The 19369-nt window shown below is 60.8% G+C and carries 18 protein-coding genes and 1 pseudogene; 11 read left to right on the forward strand and 8 right to left on the reverse strand.

What is annotated here, in order from left to right; translation table 11 throughout:
• Positions 1–175 precede the first annotated feature (175 nt).
• Positions 176–1024 carry a molybdopterin-synthase adenylyltransferase MoeB gene (moeB, locus tag QEZ49_RS12705; protein ID WP_280387425.1) on the forward strand — a complete coding sequence of 283 codons (849 nt, stop codon included), beginning with the start codon at positions 176–178 and terminating at the stop codon, positions 1022–1024.
• A 15-nt stretch (positions 1025–1039) separates the two neighbouring features.
• Complete coding sequence (locus QEZ49_RS12710; protein WP_280387427.1) at positions 1040–1531, forward strand: DUF4189 domain-containing protein; 492 nt, start codon at positions 1040–1042, stop codon at positions 1529–1531.
• Positions 1532–1755: 224 nt separating this feature from the next.
• On the opposite strand, the gene QEZ49_RS12715 is transcribed toward QEZ49_RS12710, so the two are convergent.
• Positions 1756–2754, reverse strand: a complete 999-nt coding sequence (locus QEZ49_RS12715) for a D-glycerate dehydrogenase (RefSeq protein ID WP_280387429.1) — start codon at positions 2752–2754, stop codon at positions 1756–1758.
• A gap of 298 nt (positions 2755–3052) precedes the next feature.
• Between QEZ49_RS12715 and QEZ49_RS12720 the strand changes: the two genes are divergently transcribed.
• The gene (locus tag QEZ49_RS12720) at positions 3053–3547 is read left to right on the forward strand and encodes an SH3 domain-containing protein (RefSeq protein WP_280387430.1); all 495 of its coding nucleotides are present in this window, start codon (positions 3053–3055) and stop codon (positions 3545–3547) included.
• Between the two features lie 172 nt (positions 3548–3719).
• Here QEZ49_RS12720 and irrA read toward each other — a convergent pair whose 3' ends face one another.
• Positions 3720–4157: an iron response transcriptional regulator IrrA gene (gene irrA, locus QEZ49_RS12725; protein WP_348534826.1), complete on the reverse strand. Its 438-nt coding sequence runs from the start codon at positions 4155–4157 to the stop codon at positions 3720–3722.
• A 356-nt stretch (positions 4158–4513) separates the two neighbouring features.
• On the opposite strand from irrA, the gene fabA reads away from it, so the two are divergent.
• The 4 genes and pseudogenes from fabA (at position 4514) to QEZ49_RS12745 (ending at position 8287) form a co-directional block, all read left to right on the forward strand.
• Entirely contained in the window at positions 4514–5056 is a 543-nt protein-coding gene (gene fabA, locus QEZ49_RS12730; RefSeq protein WP_068462184.1) for a 3-hydroxyacyl-[acyl-carrier-protein] dehydratase FabA, read from the forward strand.
• An 82-nt stretch (positions 5057–5138) separates the two neighbouring features.
• A complete protein-coding gene (gene fabB / locus QEZ49_RS12735; protein ID WP_280387434.1) occupies positions 5139–6371 on the forward strand; it encodes a beta-ketoacyl-ACP synthase I in 1233 nt (410 codons plus the stop codon).
• Between the two features lie 133 nt (positions 6372–6504).
• Positions 6505–7390 (forward strand): annotated as a pseudogene (locus tag QEZ49_RS12740) (SDR family oxidoreductase).
• A gap of 42 nt (positions 7391–7432) precedes the next feature.
• Positions 7433–8287, forward strand: a complete 855-nt coding sequence (locus QEZ49_RS12745) for an aspartate/glutamate racemase family protein (protein ID WP_280387436.1) — start codon at positions 7433–7435, stop codon at positions 8285–8287.
• 120 nt (positions 8288–8407) lie between these two features.
• Here QEZ49_RS12745 and QEZ49_RS12750 read toward each other — a convergent pair whose 3' ends face one another.
• Positions 8408–10000, reverse strand: a complete 1593-nt coding sequence (locus QEZ49_RS12750) for a Spy/CpxP family protein refolding chaperone (RefSeq protein WP_280387438.1) — start codon at positions 9998–10000, stop codon at positions 8408–8410.
• A 256-nt stretch (positions 10001–10256) separates the two neighbouring features.
• Between QEZ49_RS12750 and QEZ49_RS12755 the strand changes: the two genes are divergently transcribed.
• Complete coding sequence (locus tag QEZ49_RS12755; RefSeq protein WP_280387440.1) at positions 10257–11279, forward strand: agmatine deiminase family protein; 1023 nt, start codon at positions 10257–10259, stop codon at positions 11277–11279.
• A 1-nt stretch (position 11280) separates the two neighbouring features.
• The gene (aguB, locus tag QEZ49_RS12760) at positions 11281–12141 is read left to right on the forward strand and encodes an N-carbamoylputrescine amidase (protein ID WP_280387441.1); all 861 of its coding nucleotides are present in this window, start codon (positions 11281–11283) and stop codon (positions 12139–12141) included.
• A gap of 116 nt (positions 12142–12257) precedes the next feature.
• Here the strand turns inward: aguB and QEZ49_RS12765 are convergent, their stop codons facing one another.
• Positions 12258–13409, reverse strand: coding sequence for a glycerate kinase (locus tag QEZ49_RS12765; protein WP_280387444.1), 1152 nt, complete (start codon positions 13407–13409; stop codon positions 12258–12260).
• A 193-nt stretch (positions 13410–13602) separates the two neighbouring features.
• Between QEZ49_RS12765 and QEZ49_RS12770 the strand changes: the two genes are divergently transcribed.
• A complete protein-coding gene (locus QEZ49_RS12770) occupies positions 13603–13953 on the forward strand; it encodes a hypothetical protein (RefSeq protein ID WP_280387446.1) in 351 nt (116 codons plus the stop codon).
• A gap of 311 nt (positions 13954–14264) precedes the next feature.
• A complete protein-coding gene (locus tag QEZ49_RS12775) occupies positions 14265–14714 on the forward strand; it encodes a nuclear transport factor 2 family protein (protein ID WP_280387447.1) in 450 nt (149 codons plus the stop codon).
• Between the two features lie 357 nt (positions 14715–15071).
• Here QEZ49_RS12775 and pnp read toward each other — a convergent pair whose 3' ends face one another.
• From pnp to rbfA, 4 genes are all read right to left on the reverse strand, one after another.
• Positions 15072–17282, reverse strand: a complete 2211-nt coding sequence (gene pnp, locus QEZ49_RS12780; RefSeq protein WP_280387448.1) for a polyribonucleotide nucleotidyltransferase — start codon at positions 17280–17282, stop codon at positions 15072–15074.
• A gap of 260 nt (positions 17283–17542) precedes the next feature.
• Positions 17543–17812 carry a 30S ribosomal protein S15 gene (gene rpsO / locus QEZ49_RS12785; RefSeq protein ID WP_068462160.1) on the reverse strand — a complete coding sequence of 90 codons (270 nt, stop codon included), beginning with the start codon at positions 17810–17812 and terminating at the stop codon, positions 17543–17545.
• A 206-nt stretch (positions 17813–18018) separates the two neighbouring features.
• Positions 18019–18930, reverse strand: coding sequence for a tRNA pseudouridine(55) synthase TruB (gene truB, locus QEZ49_RS12790; RefSeq protein ID WP_280387450.1), 912 nt, complete (start codon positions 18928–18930; stop codon positions 18019–18021).
• Positions 18931–18938: 8 nt separating this feature from the next.
• Positions 18939–19340, reverse strand: coding sequence for a 30S ribosome-binding factor RbfA (gene rbfA / locus QEZ49_RS12795; RefSeq protein ID WP_280387452.1), 402 nt, complete (start codon positions 19338–19340; stop codon positions 18939–18941).
• Positions 19341–19369 lie beyond the last annotated feature (29 nt).

Below are 19369 nucleotides of genomic sequence, written 5' to 3' on the forward strand. Positions count from 1 at the left end.
AAACGCCCGCGCCATAACCATGTTTATTGCACGGTGCCGCTGTTAGTCGGCATCGGTGGCGCAAGCGGCCAATTTGGCTAAGCTGCCCGTCAGTGAAATCAGACGCGCACCGAACGGCCATGAAGCATCACCATGGTGCTTCGGCTTGGCACTCAAACGGCACGGCACAGAAAACATGACTTCCGTTTCACTCTCCGCAACGGAGATCGAGCGATACAAAAGACATCTGGTCCTCAAGGAAGTTGGCGGCCAGGGACAGCGAGGCGCTGGAAAGCGCGCCCGTGTTCTGCTGGTCGGAGCAGGCGGCCTCGGCTCGCCGCTAGCGCTTTGCCTTGCCGCGGCGGGCGTCGGCACAATTGGCATTATCGATGACGATCACGTCTCGCTCGATAACCTGCAGCGCCAGATCGCCCACACCACCGCCAGCGTCGGCGCTCCCAAGGTAAACAGCGCAGCGGCAGCGATGGCGGCCATCAATCCGCACATTACAGTTGAACCGCTGAACATGCGGCTCGATGCTACCAACGCGCTGGACATCATCTCCCGCTACGACATTGTCGCCGATGGGTCTGACAATGCCGCAACACGTTACCTTGTGTCAGATGCCTGCTATCTGGCCAAACGCACCCTCGTTTTTGGCGCTGTTGGTCCGTTCGACGGATACGTGTCGACCTTCAAGCCACACCTGAGCGGCCCTGACGACACACCTTTCCCAAGCTACCGCTGCCTGTTTCCGGAGCCGCCGCCAGCGAACGAAGGCCCGAACTGCTCCGACGTAGGAGTGTTGGGCGCCGTTGTCGGTGTCATCGGTACTTTGCAGGCAACAGAGGTACTTAAGGAAATCCTCGGATTGGGCACCACGCTCGCCGGTCGGCTGCTAATCTATGATGCACTTGCCGCACGCTTCGAAAGCGTTTCGGTGGGCTGGGATCCGGAAAATGCCATCAGCGGCGTCAACCCTTCGATAACCGATCTATCAATTCATGCAGCGGCGGCGAATCGCAACTCGACATGCGCGGCATGACAGGATACCGCTTTCATGTTCCACATTTGGACATTGCGTACCGTGTATATTGCCCTTATCGCAGCCCTGCTTCTCCTCTTGCCCGAGTATCGCGAGGCGCACGCGCAGCCTGAGCAACAGCAGATGTCTGTAGCTCCCGCGCCCTCCGACGACACGCTCGAGTACGGCGCCATTGCGTTTACGCCCGACGGCTCCTTTTTCGCAGTTTGGAAGATCGGATCGCGACTGGAAGCGGAAGAAAAAGTGCGTGCCGAATGCGCGGACATGGGGCGCGGCAATTGCGAGGCCGTCAGCTTCCGTGGCGAAGTGTGTGCCGCAATTGCGTCCGGGCGCGTTTCCAAGCAGCGCAAGGTCACCTACTCCGGCGGCGGCTTGACCCCGCGCGAAGCCGAACGTGTGGCCCTCGACCGCTGCAATAAAAACCGTCGCGCGCGCGGTTCCTGTCAGCTTCGGACAACTGTTTGCGGCGATGGGCGGCTGGATTCAGCAACCGCCAAGGCGCCCTGAAACTCGGCACGGTGCGCGTCACGCCACCAACGCAGCGCGTTTTGCGATCACTCGAAAACGGCCAGCGGCTCTCGATGCGATGCCGCTACCCTGCCCGCAGACCCGCCCTGCAAGATGGCGCCAAGCGCTCGTCGACAACTCGCGTGCGCAGTTGATGTGATCTCGGATGCAATAAGGGCGCCCCTCACGGGAGCGCCCCAAATAATCTCAACCGAAACTGTGGCTCAGAACATGGCCGGATGCACACGGTCCGGCGGCGCGTGGCCATCAAGGAAGGTCTTGATGTTGATGATGACCTTCTCGCCCATGTCGATGCGACCCTCAACGGTCGCCGAACTCATATGCGGCAGCGCCACGACGCGATCCGAGTTGAGGATCTTCGGATTGACGGCCGGTTCGTTCTCGAACACGTCCAAACCCGCGCCTGCAATCGCGCCTGCTTCGATCAGCCGGGCCAGCTCGTTCTCGTCGATCACTTCGCCGCGCGAGGTGTTAACGACATAAGCCGACGGCTTCAACAGACGCAGCCGCCGCGCCGACAGCAGGTGGTAGGTGCCGGGCGTATGCGGGCAGTTGACCGAAACGATATCAACGCGGGTCAGCATCTGATCGAGGCTTTCCCAGTAGGTTGCCTCAAGCTCGCGCTCGACATCCTGCGAAACGCGGCGCCGATTGTGATAATGGATCTGCAGTCCGAACGCCTTCGCGCGGCGCGCCACGGCCTGACCGATGCGGCCCATTCCGATGATGCCAAGACGCTTGCCATAGATACGGTGGCCCAGCATCCAGGTCGGCGACCAGCCCGTCCAACCGGCGTGGTGCTCCTTGAGGTAGGCCGCACCCTCGGCCAGCCGACGCGGCACCGCCAAGATCAACGCCATCGTCATGTCGGCGGTATCTTCCGTCAGCACGCCTGGCGTGTTGGTGACGGTGATGCCCCGGTTGCGGGCGGTGTCGAGATCGATGTTGTCGACGCCGGTGCCGAAGTTCGCGATCAGGCGCAACTGCGGCCCGGCCTGCGAGATAACCGCGCGGTCTATCCGATCCGTGACAGTCGGCACCAGAACATCGGCGATTTTGAGCGCCTCGGTGATCTGGCCTTGGCTCATCGGCTGATCGTCAACGTTGAGCCGTGCATCGAACAGCTCACGCATGCGGGTCTCGACGACATCCGGTAGCTTGCGCGTTACAATGACGATGGGTTTTCGGGCGCTGTTCGGCATTGGGGGATCGCTGTTGTCTCTTGAATATTCAGGGAATTGTTCAGGGAAAGCACGCTAGGAACCAGCTCCGAATGGCCCCCTGCTCAGGCAGGTCTAACAGAACGCCATTGCGATGACAAAGTGCGGGATTTTCTTTCTACTGCAATCGCATCACATTGCCTTCACAGTTTCATATCGGTGCCGGGCGATCTAGGCGGAAAAGCTGTCACCAAAGAGGCAAGGAATAGGCATGCGGGCGTTTTTTGCGCTATGGCGAGTTTGCTTGTTTTTGGCGGCGGCCGGGGTCGGTGTGCTAGCCGTGACCGCAGCAGGCGCCCTGGCCCAGCCAGCAGGGTCCAGCCTTTCAACTGGCAGCGGCCTGCCATTGCCCCGTTTCGTCAGCCTGAAATCCGATCGGGTCAACATGCGGCAGGGTCCGGGAACGGACTACCCAACCGCATGGGTTTATCGCCGCGCTGGCTTGCCGCTAGAAGTCGTCCGCGAGTTCGAAAGTTGGCGCCAGGTGCGCGACGCCGACGGTTCAGCGGGCTGGGTGCTGCAATCGTTTCTGTCCGGGCGCCGCACCGCCCTGGTGCTGCCGTGGGAAATCAAGCAAGGACAGAAGGCACCCAAGATTGCGCTGCACCGAAACGATAGCGAGCGCTCCGCTGCCGTCGCCATGATTGAAGCCGGGGTGATTGCCAACCTGGTGAGCTGCGACAGCCGCTGGTGCTTAGTGAATATCGATAAGTATCAGGGCTATATCGAGCAGAAAAAGCTTTGGGGCGTCTATGAAGGCGAAGTGCTGAAATAAAGCGCCGCCCTATTCAGCCAGAAGACTTCCGCAAACGGGCGCCTCAGCTTTACAGCTCAGCTGCGCAAGCTAGCCCTCCCGACACGCGGCGCTCTCGCAACCCCACAAACAAAAACGGCCGCTGATGCGGCCATTTTCTTATTCGAATAATTCAAACCAACGTCGAAGTGGCTCAGGCCTTCTTCAGGCGAATGACCACATCGATATGCGTGATGCGCATACCCTCGGGCGGCTCCGGCACGCCGTCCACGCGGATCGCATGGCCCGGAATATCGTGCAGCTCACCCTCTTCCTCGTGGAAAAAGTGATTATGGTTCGAGGTGTTGGTGTCAAAGTACGCCTTGGCGCCGTTAATCGCCAGTTCGCGCACCAAGCCAGCACGCTTGAACTGATGCAGCGTGTTGTAAACGGTGGCCAGCGAGACGTGCTGTCCAGCAGCCGTAGCTTCAGCGTGCAGAGATTCTGCGCTTACGTGGCGGTCCTCGCCCTCAAACAGCAGACTGCCAAGTGCCATACGCTGACGCGTCGGCCGCAGTCCTGCCTTGCGGAGAACCTGAGCAACGCCACCACGGGAGGGCTTACCCTCCGGGTGACTATGCGAGTGTGTCATTCTATCGGTCATTCGCTTGCGCCAGATGCCAAATTGATGGGCCACGAAAACATGCGCAGCCTGTCTGATGGGGCTTGATCTGACCGCGTCTCACCGCAGGCGACGTCGGCTCAAGCTAACATTACTGGTGTAGTATAGTCAGACCACCGCCAGCCTGCAACACGGCAGAACGTCAGATATGTGCGCACATCGCCTCTCCCAACCTGACCGGGGCTGCCGGCGCCCTTTTGAAGCCAAGATGACTGTGTTAGGAACCCCCACCGGGTTGCGGATGAGCACAACGTGTGCCTGCTGGCAGCCTTCGATTAAGCACCCTTATGGGCGCTCGCTGAGAATAGAGACTGGGCCAAGAAATCATGACAGAACGCCGCACGAGCTTCGAATATGAGGATCTGCTTGCCTGCGGGCGCGGAGAACTGTTCGGGGCCGGCAACGCCCAGCTACCCTTGCCGCCAATGCTGATGTTCGACCGCATTAGCCTTGTTTCGGAAAACGGCGGTCAGCACGGCAAAGGCCAGATCGCTGCCGAACTTCAGGTTGCAGGAAATCCCAACCTCGACTGGTTCTTCCGCTGCCACTTCGAAGGCGATCCGGTGATGCCCGGCTGCCTCGGCCTTGATGCCCTGTGGCAGATGACCGGCTTTTTCCTTGGATGGCTTGGCGCGCCGGGACGTGGCCGGGCGCTTGGTGTCGGCGAAGTGAAGTTCACCGGCATGGTGGTGCCGACCACGGGCCGCATCGAATATGTCATCGACATGAAGCGCGTGATCCTGCGCAAGCTGAAGCTCGCCATTGCCGATGGTGTCATGAAAGCCGATGGCCAAGTGATTTACACAGCTACCGATCTGCGCGTCGGCCTGTTTGAGAGCGGCGAAACGACAGCCCCGGTCAGTTCTTGATCTTGGTGCCGTTTCGTGCTCGCTTCCGCCGAAGAAAATTGCCGGCGGGCGTCATGAGCGCCGGGCGCAAGAGGATGTGCGGATGAGACGTGTCGTCGTCACGGGAATGGGCATCGTTTCCTCGATCGGAAACAATAGCCAAGAGGTGCTCGCCTCCCTGCGCGAAGGAAAATCCGGCATTGTGCGCGCTGACAAGTACGCCGAGCTGGGCTTCCGTTGCCAGGTGCACGGCGCGCCCAACATCGATTGGGAATCGCAGGTGCCGCGCAAGCCGCGCCGCTTCATGAGCGATGGCGTGGGCTGGAACTATGTCGCGATGGATCAGGCGATTCGTGACGCAGGGCTGGAAGAAGCCGACGTCATCAACGAGCGCACCGGCATCATCATGGGCTCGGGTGGTCCGTCGACGCGCGCCATCGTGCAGGCAGCCGACGTAACGCGCGAAAAAGATCCCAAGAAGGTCGGCCCGTTCGAAGTGCCGAAAGCCATGTGCTCGGGTCCCTCGGCCGCGCTGGCAACGAGCTTCCAGATCAAGGGCGTGAACTATTCCATCTCGTCCGCCTGTTCCACATCCGCCCACTGCATCGGCAATGCCGCTGAACTCATTCAGTGGGGCAAGCAGGATGTGATGTTTGCCGGCGGCTGCGAGGAACTGGATTGGACGCTGTCAGTGCTGTTCGACAGCATGGGCGCAATGTCTTCCCGCTTCAACGATACGCCAGCCAAAGCCAGCCGCGCCTATGACAAGGACCGCGACGGCTTCGTGATTGCCGGTGGTGCCGGTGTTGTCGTGCTTGAAGAGCTTGAGCACGCAAAAGCGCGCGGCGCGCGGATCTACGGTGAGGTTATCGGCTACGGCGCCACATCGGACGGCTTCGACATGGTTGCGCCATCCGGCGAAGGCGCGGTGCGCTGCATGCAGTCGGCGCTGAAGGGTCTCGACGGCAAGGGCATCGCGGAAAAGATCGACTACATCAATCCGCACGGCACCGGCACGCCCATCGGCGACCTGCGCGAGATAGAAGCCATCCGTCAGGTATTCAAGGACGAGATCCCTTACATCGCCGCGACGAAATCGCTGACCGGGCATTCGCTCGGAGCAGTCGGCGTGCAGGAGGCGATCTTCTCGTTGCTGATGCTAAACAACGGTTTCATCTGCGAAAGCGCCAACATCGAAGAGATCGATCCGGCACTGGCAGATGTTCCAATCGTGCGTCAGCGCATGGATAACGTTAGCCTTAATTGTGTGATGTCGAACAGTTTTGGCTTCGGCGGTACTAATGCCACCCTCGTTTTCCGCCGCCTGCCAAGCTAGAACGGCTATAATCTTCCGGCAGTCCATATGAGACGCGCAAACCGGAAGAGCCAGATAAGCGCGCAAGCACGATCATGATCCAAGTAGCGGACGGATTCGCCGATCCGCATGTAATGGAACGACAGGAACCCCCATGACCGCAATCGACTTCGCCAATCCCGGCCCCATCATGGCAGGCAAGCGCGGACTGATCATGGGCGTCGCGAACGACCATTCGATCGCCTGGGGCATCGCACCGTAGTCTCGCCGAGCCATGGCGCCGAGCTCGCATTCACCTATCAGGACGGCGCATTCGGCCGCCGCGCCCTGCCACTCGCGCAGTCCATCGGCGCTGAGATCCTTGAGCCGTGCAACGTGCTCGATCTGGACAGCGCTTGATCGCTGTCGCCTTCGAGACGCGTCACCGAAAAGTGGGGCGGCATCGACTTCGTGGTGCACGCGCATCGGCTTCTCCGATCACGAACGAGCTTTCAAGGGCCGCTACGCCGACACCACGCGCGAGAACTTCGTGCAGCACGATGGTGATCTCGTGCTTCTCCTTCACCGAGGTCGCCAAGCGCGCGGCTGCCATTGATGAACGACGGCGGCTCGCTGCTGACGCCTGACGCTACGGTGGCGCCATCCGCGTCGGTGCCGAACTACAACGTCATGGGCGTCGCCAAGGCTGGCGCTCGAGGCTTCAGCGTGCGCTACCTCGCCAGCCGACCTACGGTCCGCAGGGCATCCGCGTCAACGGCCTGTCCGCTGGTCCGATGCGTACGCTGTCCGGCGCCGGTGTCTCCGATGCGCGCGTAGATCTTCAACTATCCAGAAAGAGCAACTCGCCGCTGCGTCGCACGCCGTCAGCCTCGAACGAGGTCGGCGGATCGGCGCTGTACCTGCTGTCCGACCTGTCGTCGGCGCGGTCACAGGCGAGATCCACTACGTCGACTGCGGATACTCACATCGTGTCGATGCCGAGCCTCGATGCGCTGAAGCACTTCGATGCCGAATCCGGTGGCCGCAACGCTGCCGAATAAGCAGTCTCTTGACGCCGTGCAATTGCCGGATCACACACGCGCATGATCGGCGTCTTCGACTCAGGTCTGGGCGGGTTGACGGTGCTACGGGCACTCGTCAGCCGCTTCCCGGATAAGTCCTTCATATATCTCGGGGACCACGCCAACGTCCCCTATGGCGACCGCTCATCGGCGGAAGTCATCGATCTGACGCGCGCCAGCGTGGAAGCGCTGTTCGCCGAAGGCTGCAAGCTGGTGTTATTGGGCTGCAATACTGCAACCGCGGTGGCCGCCCGACATCTGCAGCAGACATGGCTGCCCACCAGCCAATGGCGCGAACACAACGTGCTTGGCATCGTCGCTCCAACCGTTGAAGCCGCCACGCAGACGCCGTGGGCAGTGTCGGCGCCGCAATATCCCCAGAAATACAACACTGACGTCATCGGCGTATTCGGGACCACGCGCACCATCTCCTCGGATGTCTACCCGGAGGAGATCCGCAAGCGCTGCCCGAAAGTGACGGTGGTGCAGCAGGTGTGCTCGCGTCTTGCCGGTGCCATCGAGCACGAAGCGCCCGAGGCCGAGCTGGAGCAACTGGTCGAGGAAGGCGTGCGCGGACTGCTAGCCCAAACCGATGGCATTCCTCCGCATCGCGCCATTCTGGGTTGCACACACTTTCCGCTGGTGGAACACTTGTTCCGCCGCCATCTGCCGCCGTTCACGCGCATTCTTTCGCAGCCGGAAGTCGTCGCTGACAGCCTTGAGGATTATCTGGCGCGGCATACGCGTTTCACTGCGGGTGATCCCGGTGGCCGCCTGACGCTTCTCACCTCCGGCAACCCAGATGAGATCAGCGCGCGCGCGCAGGTGTTCTGGCCGGAAGTCGCCGCCTTCACCTGCTCGAAAACGAAAGCCTGATCGGTTCGCTGCGTTGCGCGCTGCCGACTATCGCTTCGCTCAGCCCAAAGAAACGAAAACAGCCAGTGAAGCTGTGCGCTCCACCGGCTGCATTTCATCCATTCAACAGCGTGCCGCCGATCAATTGCCCGGCATGGTGTTGAAGCGGGCCTTCTGCTCGTCGCTCAGCGAGTCATAGAAGCCAGACAGCGCGGGCCGCACTTCGTTCATCGCCGTGACGGTTGCCTTGAGACGCTTGCCCATCGCGTCGAGACGCGCTTCCGTTGTGGCTGGAACCTGCGCCGGGCAAGTCTCCTGAAGCATCGCTGCCGCCTTGGCCGAAACCGCATCCAGCTTGTCGAGCGCCGCCTTCTGCGCGTCGTTTGGATCAACCGTTGCGATGATCTCCTGCGTCGGCACGTTCACGAACGCTTCGTTCTGGTTGGAGCACAGCGCAGCCGGGCTGGCCGCCTTGTCACCGCCCAGAGCATCAAGCGCCTGACGCTGTTCGGCTGTCAGCGAAGCATCGAAGCGTGCCAACGGACCGCGCACCAGATCGATGCCCTGCACCATCGCATCGAGACGCTTTTGCAGCGCATCAAGGCGGCCGACCGGAGTCAACGGTGGCGACTTCGGGCATGAATTGCCCAGCACGTTGCCGGCCTGATCAGATGCCGCTTCCAGCGCCTTCAGGTCTGCAAGCTGCGCACCGGTGGGCTTCACGCTCGACTTGATCTGCGCAATCGGCAGGCCCGATACACCCGGGGCAAAGCCGCTGCACGTCGACAGATCAGCGCTCTGGCTTGGAGCTACGTTGCTGTTGTCGTTGCTGTCACCGCCATCAGCTGCAACCGATGAGCCCGCTCCCGAGGCATCCGAAGCATCGCTCGGCGCGGCCGCCGCACTGTTTGACGGGCCGGCGCTGTAGATGTCCTGATGCGAAGATTGCGCATAGGTGTAGCTGCTATCGGTGTTGGTCCAGGCCGTTGCACCATAACCGCCGCTCGGCCAGGCATAGGCGCCATTCGGCCAGAACAGACCGCCCATGATGTAGTCGACGTTGTAGTTCCAGAACGGCGCCGTTGCAGCGTATGGCCACCACGCGAACGACCACATGTCACCCAGCGCAAACGGCCAGAATACCGGGCCAGCCCACCCCCAACGGCAGTTGAAGCAGTTGAAGTTGCGCGCGTTCCAATGGTTGTTCCAGAAGCCATTGTGATCCCAGCGGCCCCAGTTCACCGGACGGTTCCAGTTGTTCCAGTGATGGTTCAGATCATCCCGGTGCGCCAGATCGCGGTTCAGATCGTGCCGGTCTAGGGCGCGGTCTGCGGCGTGGTCATCGGGACGATGGTCACCGATGTGGTCGGCCGGACGGTGATCGCCTGCATGGTCATCCGGCCGATGATGGTCATGGTCCGGGCGATGGTCGTCCGCGCGGTGCTGGTCACGGTCGCGAACATCGCGCCGATCATCCCGTGCATGGTCGCTGTCGATGTCGCGATGCTCCATGCGCGGAGCGGAGTGCATTTCCGGCCGGAACTCCGGATGAAACTCGGGACGGAAACCGCCGCCCATGCGGCCAAAGTCGGCCCGGCCGCCGAAATGGCCGCCACCGCCAAACCCACCAAAATGGCCTCCGCCACCGAAACCGCGCGCCTGTGAATCGGTCGCCGTTACCAGCGCGCCCACGGAAATGCTTGCCGCCAGCGCAATAATTGAGCCGCGAACCATGAGTTCCCTCCGGGAAATAAGCTATTTTCAGGCCAGCGCCCGATAACGCATGGATACACAGCAACTCGTAATGGGCCCCCAACGCCCGCAGGAACGTTGCAGGACGGCAAATAAAGCATTGAGAAGCGAGTTATCCGGGTATGTGACAGCGTCATTTGCAATGGTGACGCTGCGGCACGATATGACGCTCCCTATCGGGCGCCGTGGCGGTTATTGATCGTGCCAACGCACTACGGACCGACAACAGGAAGTTATGATGCAGCCAGACGACCTAAACACCACCGTCACCGTTCCGCCGGAGTGGGCACTTCTGAAAGCGGTATGGACCGCCTGGCCGGCCAACGCCGATGAGTGGAACGGGGATCTTGAGTCCCCCCGTCGCGACGTTGCGGAGCTGGTGCGTGCGCTCGCTGAGACAAACACCGTGCGCCTGCTGGTCAATGGCGTCGAGGCCGAAGCATCGGCGCGAGCTGTGCTGGGCGGCACGGCCGACATCATTCAGGCGCGGTATGGCGACATCTGGCTGCGCGATACCGGACCAATCTTTTCGCGTTCCGACATCGGCCCCGTCGCACTCCGCTTCGCCACCAACAGCTGGGGCGGCAAATACGACCTGCCCGATGACGCTACCGTGGGCGACGACATCGCGCGCATCGCCGAAGCGCCGGTGCGCCGCTTCGACTTCGTGCTTGAAGGTGGTGCCGTCGATCATGATGGCGAGGGCACAATCCTCACCACGCGGCAGACACTGCTGAACCCGAACCGCAACGGCTGGTCCAAGGAGCAGGCGGAGGCCGCGTTGGCGCAAGCCTTCAACGCCCGCAAGGTGATCTGGATCGACGAGGGCCTGCACAACGATCACACCGACGGCCACATCGACAACATCGCGCGCTTTGTTGGCCCCGGCCGCGTCGTGTGTCAGGCGCCGGCCGGCGATGACGATCCCAACCGCGAAACGCTGGATGCCATCGCTGCATCGCTGGAAGCTGCAACGGATGCATGCGGCCGCACGCTGGAAGTTACCCGCGTTCCGGGCGTCGGCCTCTATCGTAACGCGCTCGGCGAAATCTCGCCCGCTTCGCACATGAACTTCATCATCGCCAACGGACTTGTCATCGTGCCGGTGTATGGAACCTCAACGCAGGAAGCGGCGCTTGAAGCTTTGCGGGGCGTGTTCCCCGACCACAAGGTAATCGGCGTATCCTCGAAGGGCTTGCTCGGTTGCGGCACCGCAGGCGGCGGCTCCTTCCACTGCATCACTCAGCAGGAACCACGATAAAATGGCCAATCGCACCATCACCGTCGCCGCCGTCCAGACTCACTTCGGCAACGATGTCGCCGACAACATCGCGCGCACGGAAAAGTTCGTGCGTGCGGCAGCGGCTGAAGGCGCGCAGGTCGTGCTACCGCCTGAACTGTTTCAGGGCATCTACTTCTGCACACGGCAGAACCCGAAATGGTTCGAGACCGCGTTCGCAACGGAAGAGCATCCGTGCGTGATCGCGATGCGCAAGCTGGCCGCTGACCTCGTCATCGTGATCCCCGTGTCGTTCTTCGAGAAGGACGGCCCGCGCTATTACAACAGCATTGCCATTGCCGACACCGACGGAAGCATCCTCGGCGTCTATCGCAAGAGCCACATTCCTGATGGCCCCGGCTATCAGGAGAAGTATTACTTCCGGCCCGGCGACACTGGCTTCAAGGCCTGGAAAACGCGTGCGGGCAACATTGGCGTCGGCATCTGCTGGGATCAGTGGTTCCCGGAATGTGCGCGCGCGATGGCGCTGGCCGGCGCAGAAGTGCTGTTCTACCCAACCGCGATCGGCTCTGAGCCCTACGACACCAGCCTCGACACGCACCTGCAGTGGCAGCGCGCGATGCAAGGCCATGCGGTTTCGAATGCCATTCCCATTGTGGCCGCCAACCGCATCGGGCTGGAAGAGAACGAGGGCGCGGAGCAGCGCTTCTACGGCCATTCGTTCATCGCCGACCATCGCGGCGAGATCGTTGCGGAGCTGGGGCGCGATACCGAAGGCGTGCTTGTGCACACGTTCGACCTCGATGAGATCCAGAGCTATCGCGCCGATTGGGGCTTCTTCCGTGATCGCCGCACCGAGCTCTATGAAAAAAGCATCATCTGATCTGATGCACTCACACGTCAGCACCAAAAAAATCGGGCCCATTCAGGGCCCGAAATTTTGTGTTCGATACTGTGTGTGCTCCGCCCACTTCCGCACGGAAGGCAGAAGACAAAGCATCACTTCGCCATCTGCTGACCGATGGCGATGAGGCGCGCTGAACGCTCAGCCGCATTCTGAAGATTCTGGCGCGTCTTCTCGATCGCAGTATCCAGCGTCATCACGTTAGCCGTCGCCGCTTCAAGTCCGGCGATGCCATGCTCGAAAATTCCGCGCGCGTCATCTGACAGACCACCACCGATGGCAATCACGGGCACGCCATGCTTGCCGGCTGCGTTTGCAACGCCCGATGGCGTCTTGCCGAACGCTGTCTGGAAATCGACGCGGCCTTCGCCCGTGAACGCCAGCGAAGCGCCTTTCATGTGCTGCTCAAGACGCGTCGCCGCGACTACAAGTTCTACACCGCGCTTCAGCGTTGCGTTGGTGAACGCCATCAGCCCCGCACCGATGCCGCCGCCTGCACCCGCGCCAGCGCGGTCAGCCACGTCAACACCAACGGAACGCTTGATGACATTGGCGAAGTGCTGAAGATTGCCGTCGAGCTGCTCCACCATTTCCGGCGTAGCACCCTTCTGCGGTCCGTAAACGCGCGAAGCCCCGGTCTCGCCACACAGCGGATTGGTGACGTCGCACGCAACGTTGATGCGAACCTTCGCCAGCCCCGGATTGATGGTGGACATGTCCACCGCCTGGATCTTGTCGAGGTCACCGCCCGCGATCAGGTCCGGAATGATTGTGCCGCCGAAGTTGACGAAGCGAACACCCAGCGCCTGCGCGAGGCCCGCGCCACCATCGTTGGTGGCCGACCCGCCAATGCCGAGAATGATCTCGTCCACGCCGCGGTCGATTGCATCCGCAATCAGCTGCCCGGTGCCGAACGTCGTGGCCTTCAGAGGGTCGCGCTGGTCGCGCGGCACCAGCGGCAAACCGGAAGCCTCTGCCATTTCGATGACAGCCGTCTTGCCGTTGCCCAGCAAGCCATAGGACGCCAGCACCGGCGCCCCCAGCGGACCGCACACCTCAACCTTGACGATCTCGCCGCCCGTCGCATCGACGAGCGACTGAACCGTGCCTTCGCCGCCATCGGCCATCGGCACCTTCACATAGGTTGCGTCCGGCCAGACCCTCTTGAGACCGGCTTCGATCTCGCTCGCCACTTCAAGCGAGGAAAGGCTTTCTTTGAAGGAATCCGGGGCAATGACGATCTTCATATGGCACTTCTTCTGACGGACGCTCGCGCGCCAACGGCTAATGGGCGAGAGGGTGTGGTGGGAAGCCCGCACTGTGTCGCGCGGCTGCTTAAAGTTGCTTTCTTCCAGCACCCGGGCTGGGCGCCATCATGGCACATAGTTAAGGCGAACAAATTGATTGTTCAGTCCTGGGTAAACTGCAAGCAGGAATGTCATGCGTTACAGCCAAGGCCGGCAGCATCCGCCGCAGGCGCCTGCAAGTTTCTCTCAGTTTATCAAGTCGTCGTACAATCCGCCCAGCCCAGTTCGCAACAAGGATACAACCGTGGCCAATTTTACCGTACGTCAAGGCTGCCGCTACCGTGCCACCCTCAGCCTAGGGATGCTGGAAAGCCTCGCCAGCAACGCCATGATCGCCTCGAAACTGGAGGCTGCCGGCTTTTCCGAAGTGACCGTAGAGGGGCAAGGCTCCGTCCGTAACGCCACTGCCCTTTGGCCCAATGGCGATACCAGCGCCGCAATGCCAAAACAGGTTACGTCCGTAGAACAAATCGATGCGGTTTGAAGCCATAGGTTGTGCGCGACATAATGGTACAAAATGCTGACGCCGCAAATTGTCTGCGCCAGATTAACCATCGGCTAATCGATATTTTGCATTGAATTGCAACAATATAAATGTGGATCAACTCCCCGCACCCCGATATGTTTGTCCTGCAACGTTCGGCTGATACGAGACTTGCCATTTGAAACAAAACGGGCACATTCTACAACCTTAGAGAGCAAGCGCGGCGCACGCTAGGGTGCAGGCTTTAACAGTGTGTGTGGGCTGACGGTCGCAAACAGCTTATATTTGCCTGCTGGCGAAGGGAGGGCACGATGCTGGATACCTATCAGGCCAGGCTAACATTGTATGCGGCACACGCTGCCTGGAGTGAGGGCGATATAGAAGGCGTCCTCAACTGCTACACCGACGACCTCATCTACTATTCTAACGCCAGCAGCACCGGCGATACCCCTTTGATCATCAATGGACGCGAAAATTTCCGGCATATGCTCGAACGGATCAGCGGAGCCGCCGAAAGCATGTCCGTCGTCGATTTTTTCCGCTTTGGCGATGACAACATCGGACGAGCCACCATCCAGGGCTTCATCAAGCACCGCGTCACGCGGCACACGCTGACCGGCACTTTCCGCCAGGAAGTTACCTACCGGGGCAACAAGATCGCCCACATGCGCGAATACCACGATGCCGCTCGGATGCGGACGTTCTGGCACATCGTTTCGCAGGATGAGATCATCGACCGCGTACTGATGTCCGCCTGCTGATACTCCTTCTCGGTCACCGGACCGGGGCTCCAGCAACACAGATGTGAGAACCAGCGCCGACGCCCTGAGATATCAAGCGCGCGCCAACCAATTTCCAACTGAAGCAACAGACAAAAAAGCGAAAGGTCCCGTACGAGACGAGGCCTTTGCCGAATTCAGAAAGCGCGGGCAAAAATCCCCCGCCGCTTTTTGTTTTTTGCGTGGTCAGTTCTGAAGCCGTTAGATCTTCAAAACTGACCAGCAAAAGCAATCATGCACTAGAGCCATTCAGCGTTTTGTTGAATCGCGGAAAGACTCTAGCCGTTTGTTTTTCGTGCTTCTTACCGGAAAACCGGTTCCCACTTTTCCGGAAGCACTCTAGCCGTTATCGCGACGCGGACGACGGTCGCGACCACCACCGCCTTCACGGTCGCGGCGCGGCGGACGCGTAGCGGACATCTCCGGCTCCGGCTCTTCGCCCTCAGCGCGCGGAATTTCCTGGCCCGTGGTCTGATCGATGATCTTCATCGACAGGCGGGTCTTGCCGCGCTCATCGAAGCCGAGCAGCTTCACGTAGACTTCCTGGCCTTCCTTCACCACTTCGCCGACAGTCTCCGGACGACCCTGAGACAGCTGCGAAATGTGAACCAGACCGTCCTTTGCGCCGAAGAAGTTCACGAAGGCGCCGAAGTCCATGATCTTGACGACCTTGCCCTTGTAGATCGTGCCGACTTCCGGCTCCGAAGCGATCTCCTTGATGCGCTTCAGTGCTGCCTCGATCGATTCACGCTTCGACGCAGCCACCTTCACCGTGCCGTCGTCTTCGATGTCGATCTTGGCGCCGGATTCAGCAACGATCTCGCGGATCACAGAACCGCCCGAACCGATCACTTCACGGATCTTGTCGGTCGGGATCTTGATGGTTTCGATGCGCGGAGCATGCTCGCCCAGTTCGGTGCGGGCGGTGCCCAGTGCCTTGCCCATCTCACCAAGAATGTGCATGCGGCCATCGCGCGCCTGATCGAGCGCAACACGCATGATCTCTTCGGTGATGCCGGTGATCTTGATGTCCATCTGCAGCGCAGTGATACCGTTTTCGGTACCGGCTACCTTGAAGTCCATGTCGCCGAGGTGATCCTCATCGCCAAGGATGTCGGACAGAACCGCGAAGTCCTCGCCTTCCTTGATGAGGCCCATGGCGATGCCAGCCACCGGCGACTTCATCGGAACGCCCGCGTCCATCAGAGCCAGCGACGTGCCGCAAACCGTGGCCATCGATGACGAACCGTTAGACTCGGTGATCTCCGAAACGACGCGGATCGTGTACGGGAATGCTTCCTGCTCCGGCATGGCCGGATGGATGGCGCGCCAGGCAAGCTTGCCGTGACCAATCTCGCGACGGCCCGGCGAACCCATGCGGCCGGTCTCACCCACCGAGTAGGGAGGGAAGTTATAGTGCAGCATGAAGCGCTCTTTGCGGGTGCCTTCAAGCGCATCGATGAACTGCTCGTCTTCGCCGGTGCCGAGGGTGGCGACAACCAGTGCCTGCGTCTCACCACGCGTGAACAGCGCCGAACCGTGCGTGCGCGGAAGAACATGCACATCCGAAACGATCGGACGCACGGTCTTCAGATCGCGGCCGTCGATGCGGCGCCCGGTCTTCACGATGTCGCCGCGCACGATCTCGCTTTCCAGCGCCTTGAACGTGTCGGACAGCAGCACCTGCTCATTCGGATCGTCGGGGATCTCGATGCCAGCCTTGACCTTGGCCTTAGCCTCAGCCTTCAGCTCGTAACGCTTCTGCTTCTCCTTGGTGGAGAACGCGGCGCGCAGATCGGCCTCGGCCAGCTCGCGCACCTTCGCAGCATACTTCTGCGAGTCCGGAAGCTTGATATCCCACGGCTCTTTCGCGGCCTTTTCGGCCAGCTTGATGATCGCCTGGATAACCGGCTGGAAGTGGTTGTGGCCGAACATCACCGCTTCAAGCATCTGCTTCTCGGAAAGCTCCTTGGCTTCCGATTCAACCATCATCACGGCGTCATGGGTGCCGGCGATGACGAGATCCAGTGTGCTTTCAGACATCTCGTCAAGCATCGGGTTCAGAACGAACTCGTTGCCGATGAGGCCAACACGGGCGGCACCAATCGGGCCGAGGAACGGCACACCTGACAGAGTCAGCGCAGCGGAAGCCGCGACCAGACCCAGGATGTCGGGATCGTTCTCCATGTCGTGCGAAAGCACGGTGATGACGACCTGCGTCTCGTTCTTGAAGCCCTCAACGAAGAGCGGACGGATCGGACGGTCGATGAGGCGCGAGGTCAGCGTCTCCTTCTCGGAGGGACGGCCTTCGCGCTTGAAGAAGCCGCCGGGGATCTTGCCCGCAGCGTAGGTCTTCTCCTGATAGTTCACGGTAAGGGGGAAGAAGTCGATGCCGGGCTTCGGCGACTTGGCGGCAACAACGGTCGCTAGAACGCTGGTTTCGCCATACTGAGCATACACAGCAGCGTCTGCCTGACGCGCCATCCGCCCGGTCTCAAGCGTCAGCTTGCGGCCACCCCAGTCGATTTCTACACGATGGATATCGAACATGATCGTTCTTTCTTTCTCTCGTCTCGTGACGTTGCACAACCGACCGGATTGACGGCTGCGCTATGCTCCGGCATCAGGCCGGTCGGGAGGCTCATTGCCTCTTCGTCATGGCTCAGAAAAGCGTAAGCGCCGATTTCTGATTAGAACTTTCAAACAAAAACCCCAGACCCGCTTGGCATCCGTAACGAATGCGGCGGGATCCAGGGGTTGCGGCGGATAGCCGAATTTTTAGGGGAACACAGCTATCCGCGCGCCTGTCGTTAGCGGCGGATGCCGTGCTTTTCGATGATGCTCTGGTAGCGCTGCACGTTCTTGCGCTTCACATAGTCGAGAAGCTGACGGCGCAGACCGACCATCTTGAGCAGACCGCGACGCGAATGGTTGTCTTTCTTGTGCGTCTTGAAGTGCTCAGTGAGGTGATTGATGCGAGCCGTGAGGATCGCAATCTGCACCTCAGGCGAACCGGTATCGTTGGCCTTGATAGCGTTTTCCTGGATGAGCGCGCTCTTGCGCTCAGGAGTAATCGACATCGGGCATCCTTTCAGTTGGAAGTGAAAAATGAGGGCCAAACCCTCGGGCTGCGGCCACTGCCGGGATGTCGTCCAGCAGGGTCGCAATTAGGTGGGCGTCTTATACACGAGCCGGGCGCTCGGGCGAGCACAAAACCGACGCGTACGTTGCCTTACTCGTTAACCGGTGGTTGCATTCTGTCCCCACCGGATCTTCTTTCACGGCCTCAGCCGAAGTTGAACACGCGGGTCGGACGGAACTCGCCCTTTTCCAACTCGCCCAAGGCAAGAATGCGGCCTTTGAAGTGAGCCCAGGCGGCTCCGGTCATCACCGGCGCGTCACGCCCGCGCACCAGCACAGCCTGCCCGCGCGACAGATTTGCCGCATCGTTCTGGCTCATGCTCAGCCCCAGGATCTCGTCCAGCGCCGCCTCTACGGGTTGCAGATAGCTCATCACATCGCCCTGCTCGGCAGCTTCAGCCAGCTCAACCAGGGGGATTGCGATTTCTTCGTCGAAGCCGCCGACTCTGGTCCGGCGCAACGCCACGACATGCCCCGCACTGCCCAGCATGCGGCCCATGTCCCGAGCCAGCGCACGAACATAAGTGCCCTTGCCGCAGTCTGCTTCCAGCACGGCGGTTGCTTCATCCGCCATTGCAATCAGACGCAGGTCATCGACCACGATCGTACGCGCTTCCAGCACCACCTGCTCGCCGCTGCGCGCAAGATCGTAGGCACGGTTGCCGTTGATCTTGATAGCGGAGAACGCCGGCGGCACCTGGCTGATCTCGCCGATGAAGTCTTCAAGGATGTCTTCGATCTCGGCCGGTGTCGGCAGCACGTCAGACGTGCGGACGACCTTGCCTTCTGCGTCGTCGGTATCAGTCTCGGCGCCGAAACGTACCGAAAACCGATACGATTTTTCGCCATCGACAGCGAACGGCACGGTCTTCGTCGCTTCGCCAAGCGCGATCGGCAGAATGCCGGTTGCCAGCGGATCGAGCGTACCCGCATGCCCAGCCTTCTGCGCACCGAACAGACGGCGGACCGCGCCAACGGCCTGCGTTGACGTCATGCCGATAGGTTTGTCCAGCACCACCCAGCCATGCACCGGGTTGCCTTTTTTACGTCGCGCCATGCGAGGGATCAGTCCTTGTCTACGTCCTGTCGAACCTTCTGGCTGGCAAGCAGTGCATCAATGCGGCACGCTTCCTCGAAGGTTTCGTCGCGGCGGAAACGCAGGTCAGGGGCGAACTTCAGGTTCACCGACCGGGCAACTTCGCCGCGAATGTATTTCTTGTTCCGGTTCAACGCAGCGATGACCTCATCGGTGCCGCTGTCACCCAACGTCACGATGTAGACGGTCGCGAGCTTGAGATCCGGCGACAAGCGCACCTGCGGCACGGTGATCACATGCCCGGCGATGACGTCGTCCTGCACTTCACTGCGCGAAAGCATCTCCGCCAGCTTGTGCCGAATGAGTTCGCCCACGCGAAGCTGACGTTGCGTTGGCGCCGCGGACGACGCCGATTTCTTGGATCTTGTCACTTGAGAGAATCCATTGCCATGACGGGGTT

This window comes from Hyphomicrobium sp. D-2 (genome assembly GCF_029872155.1).
Taxonomy (GTDB): Bacteria; Pseudomonadota; Alphaproteobacteria; order Rhizobiales; family Hyphomicrobiaceae; genus Hyphomicrobium_A.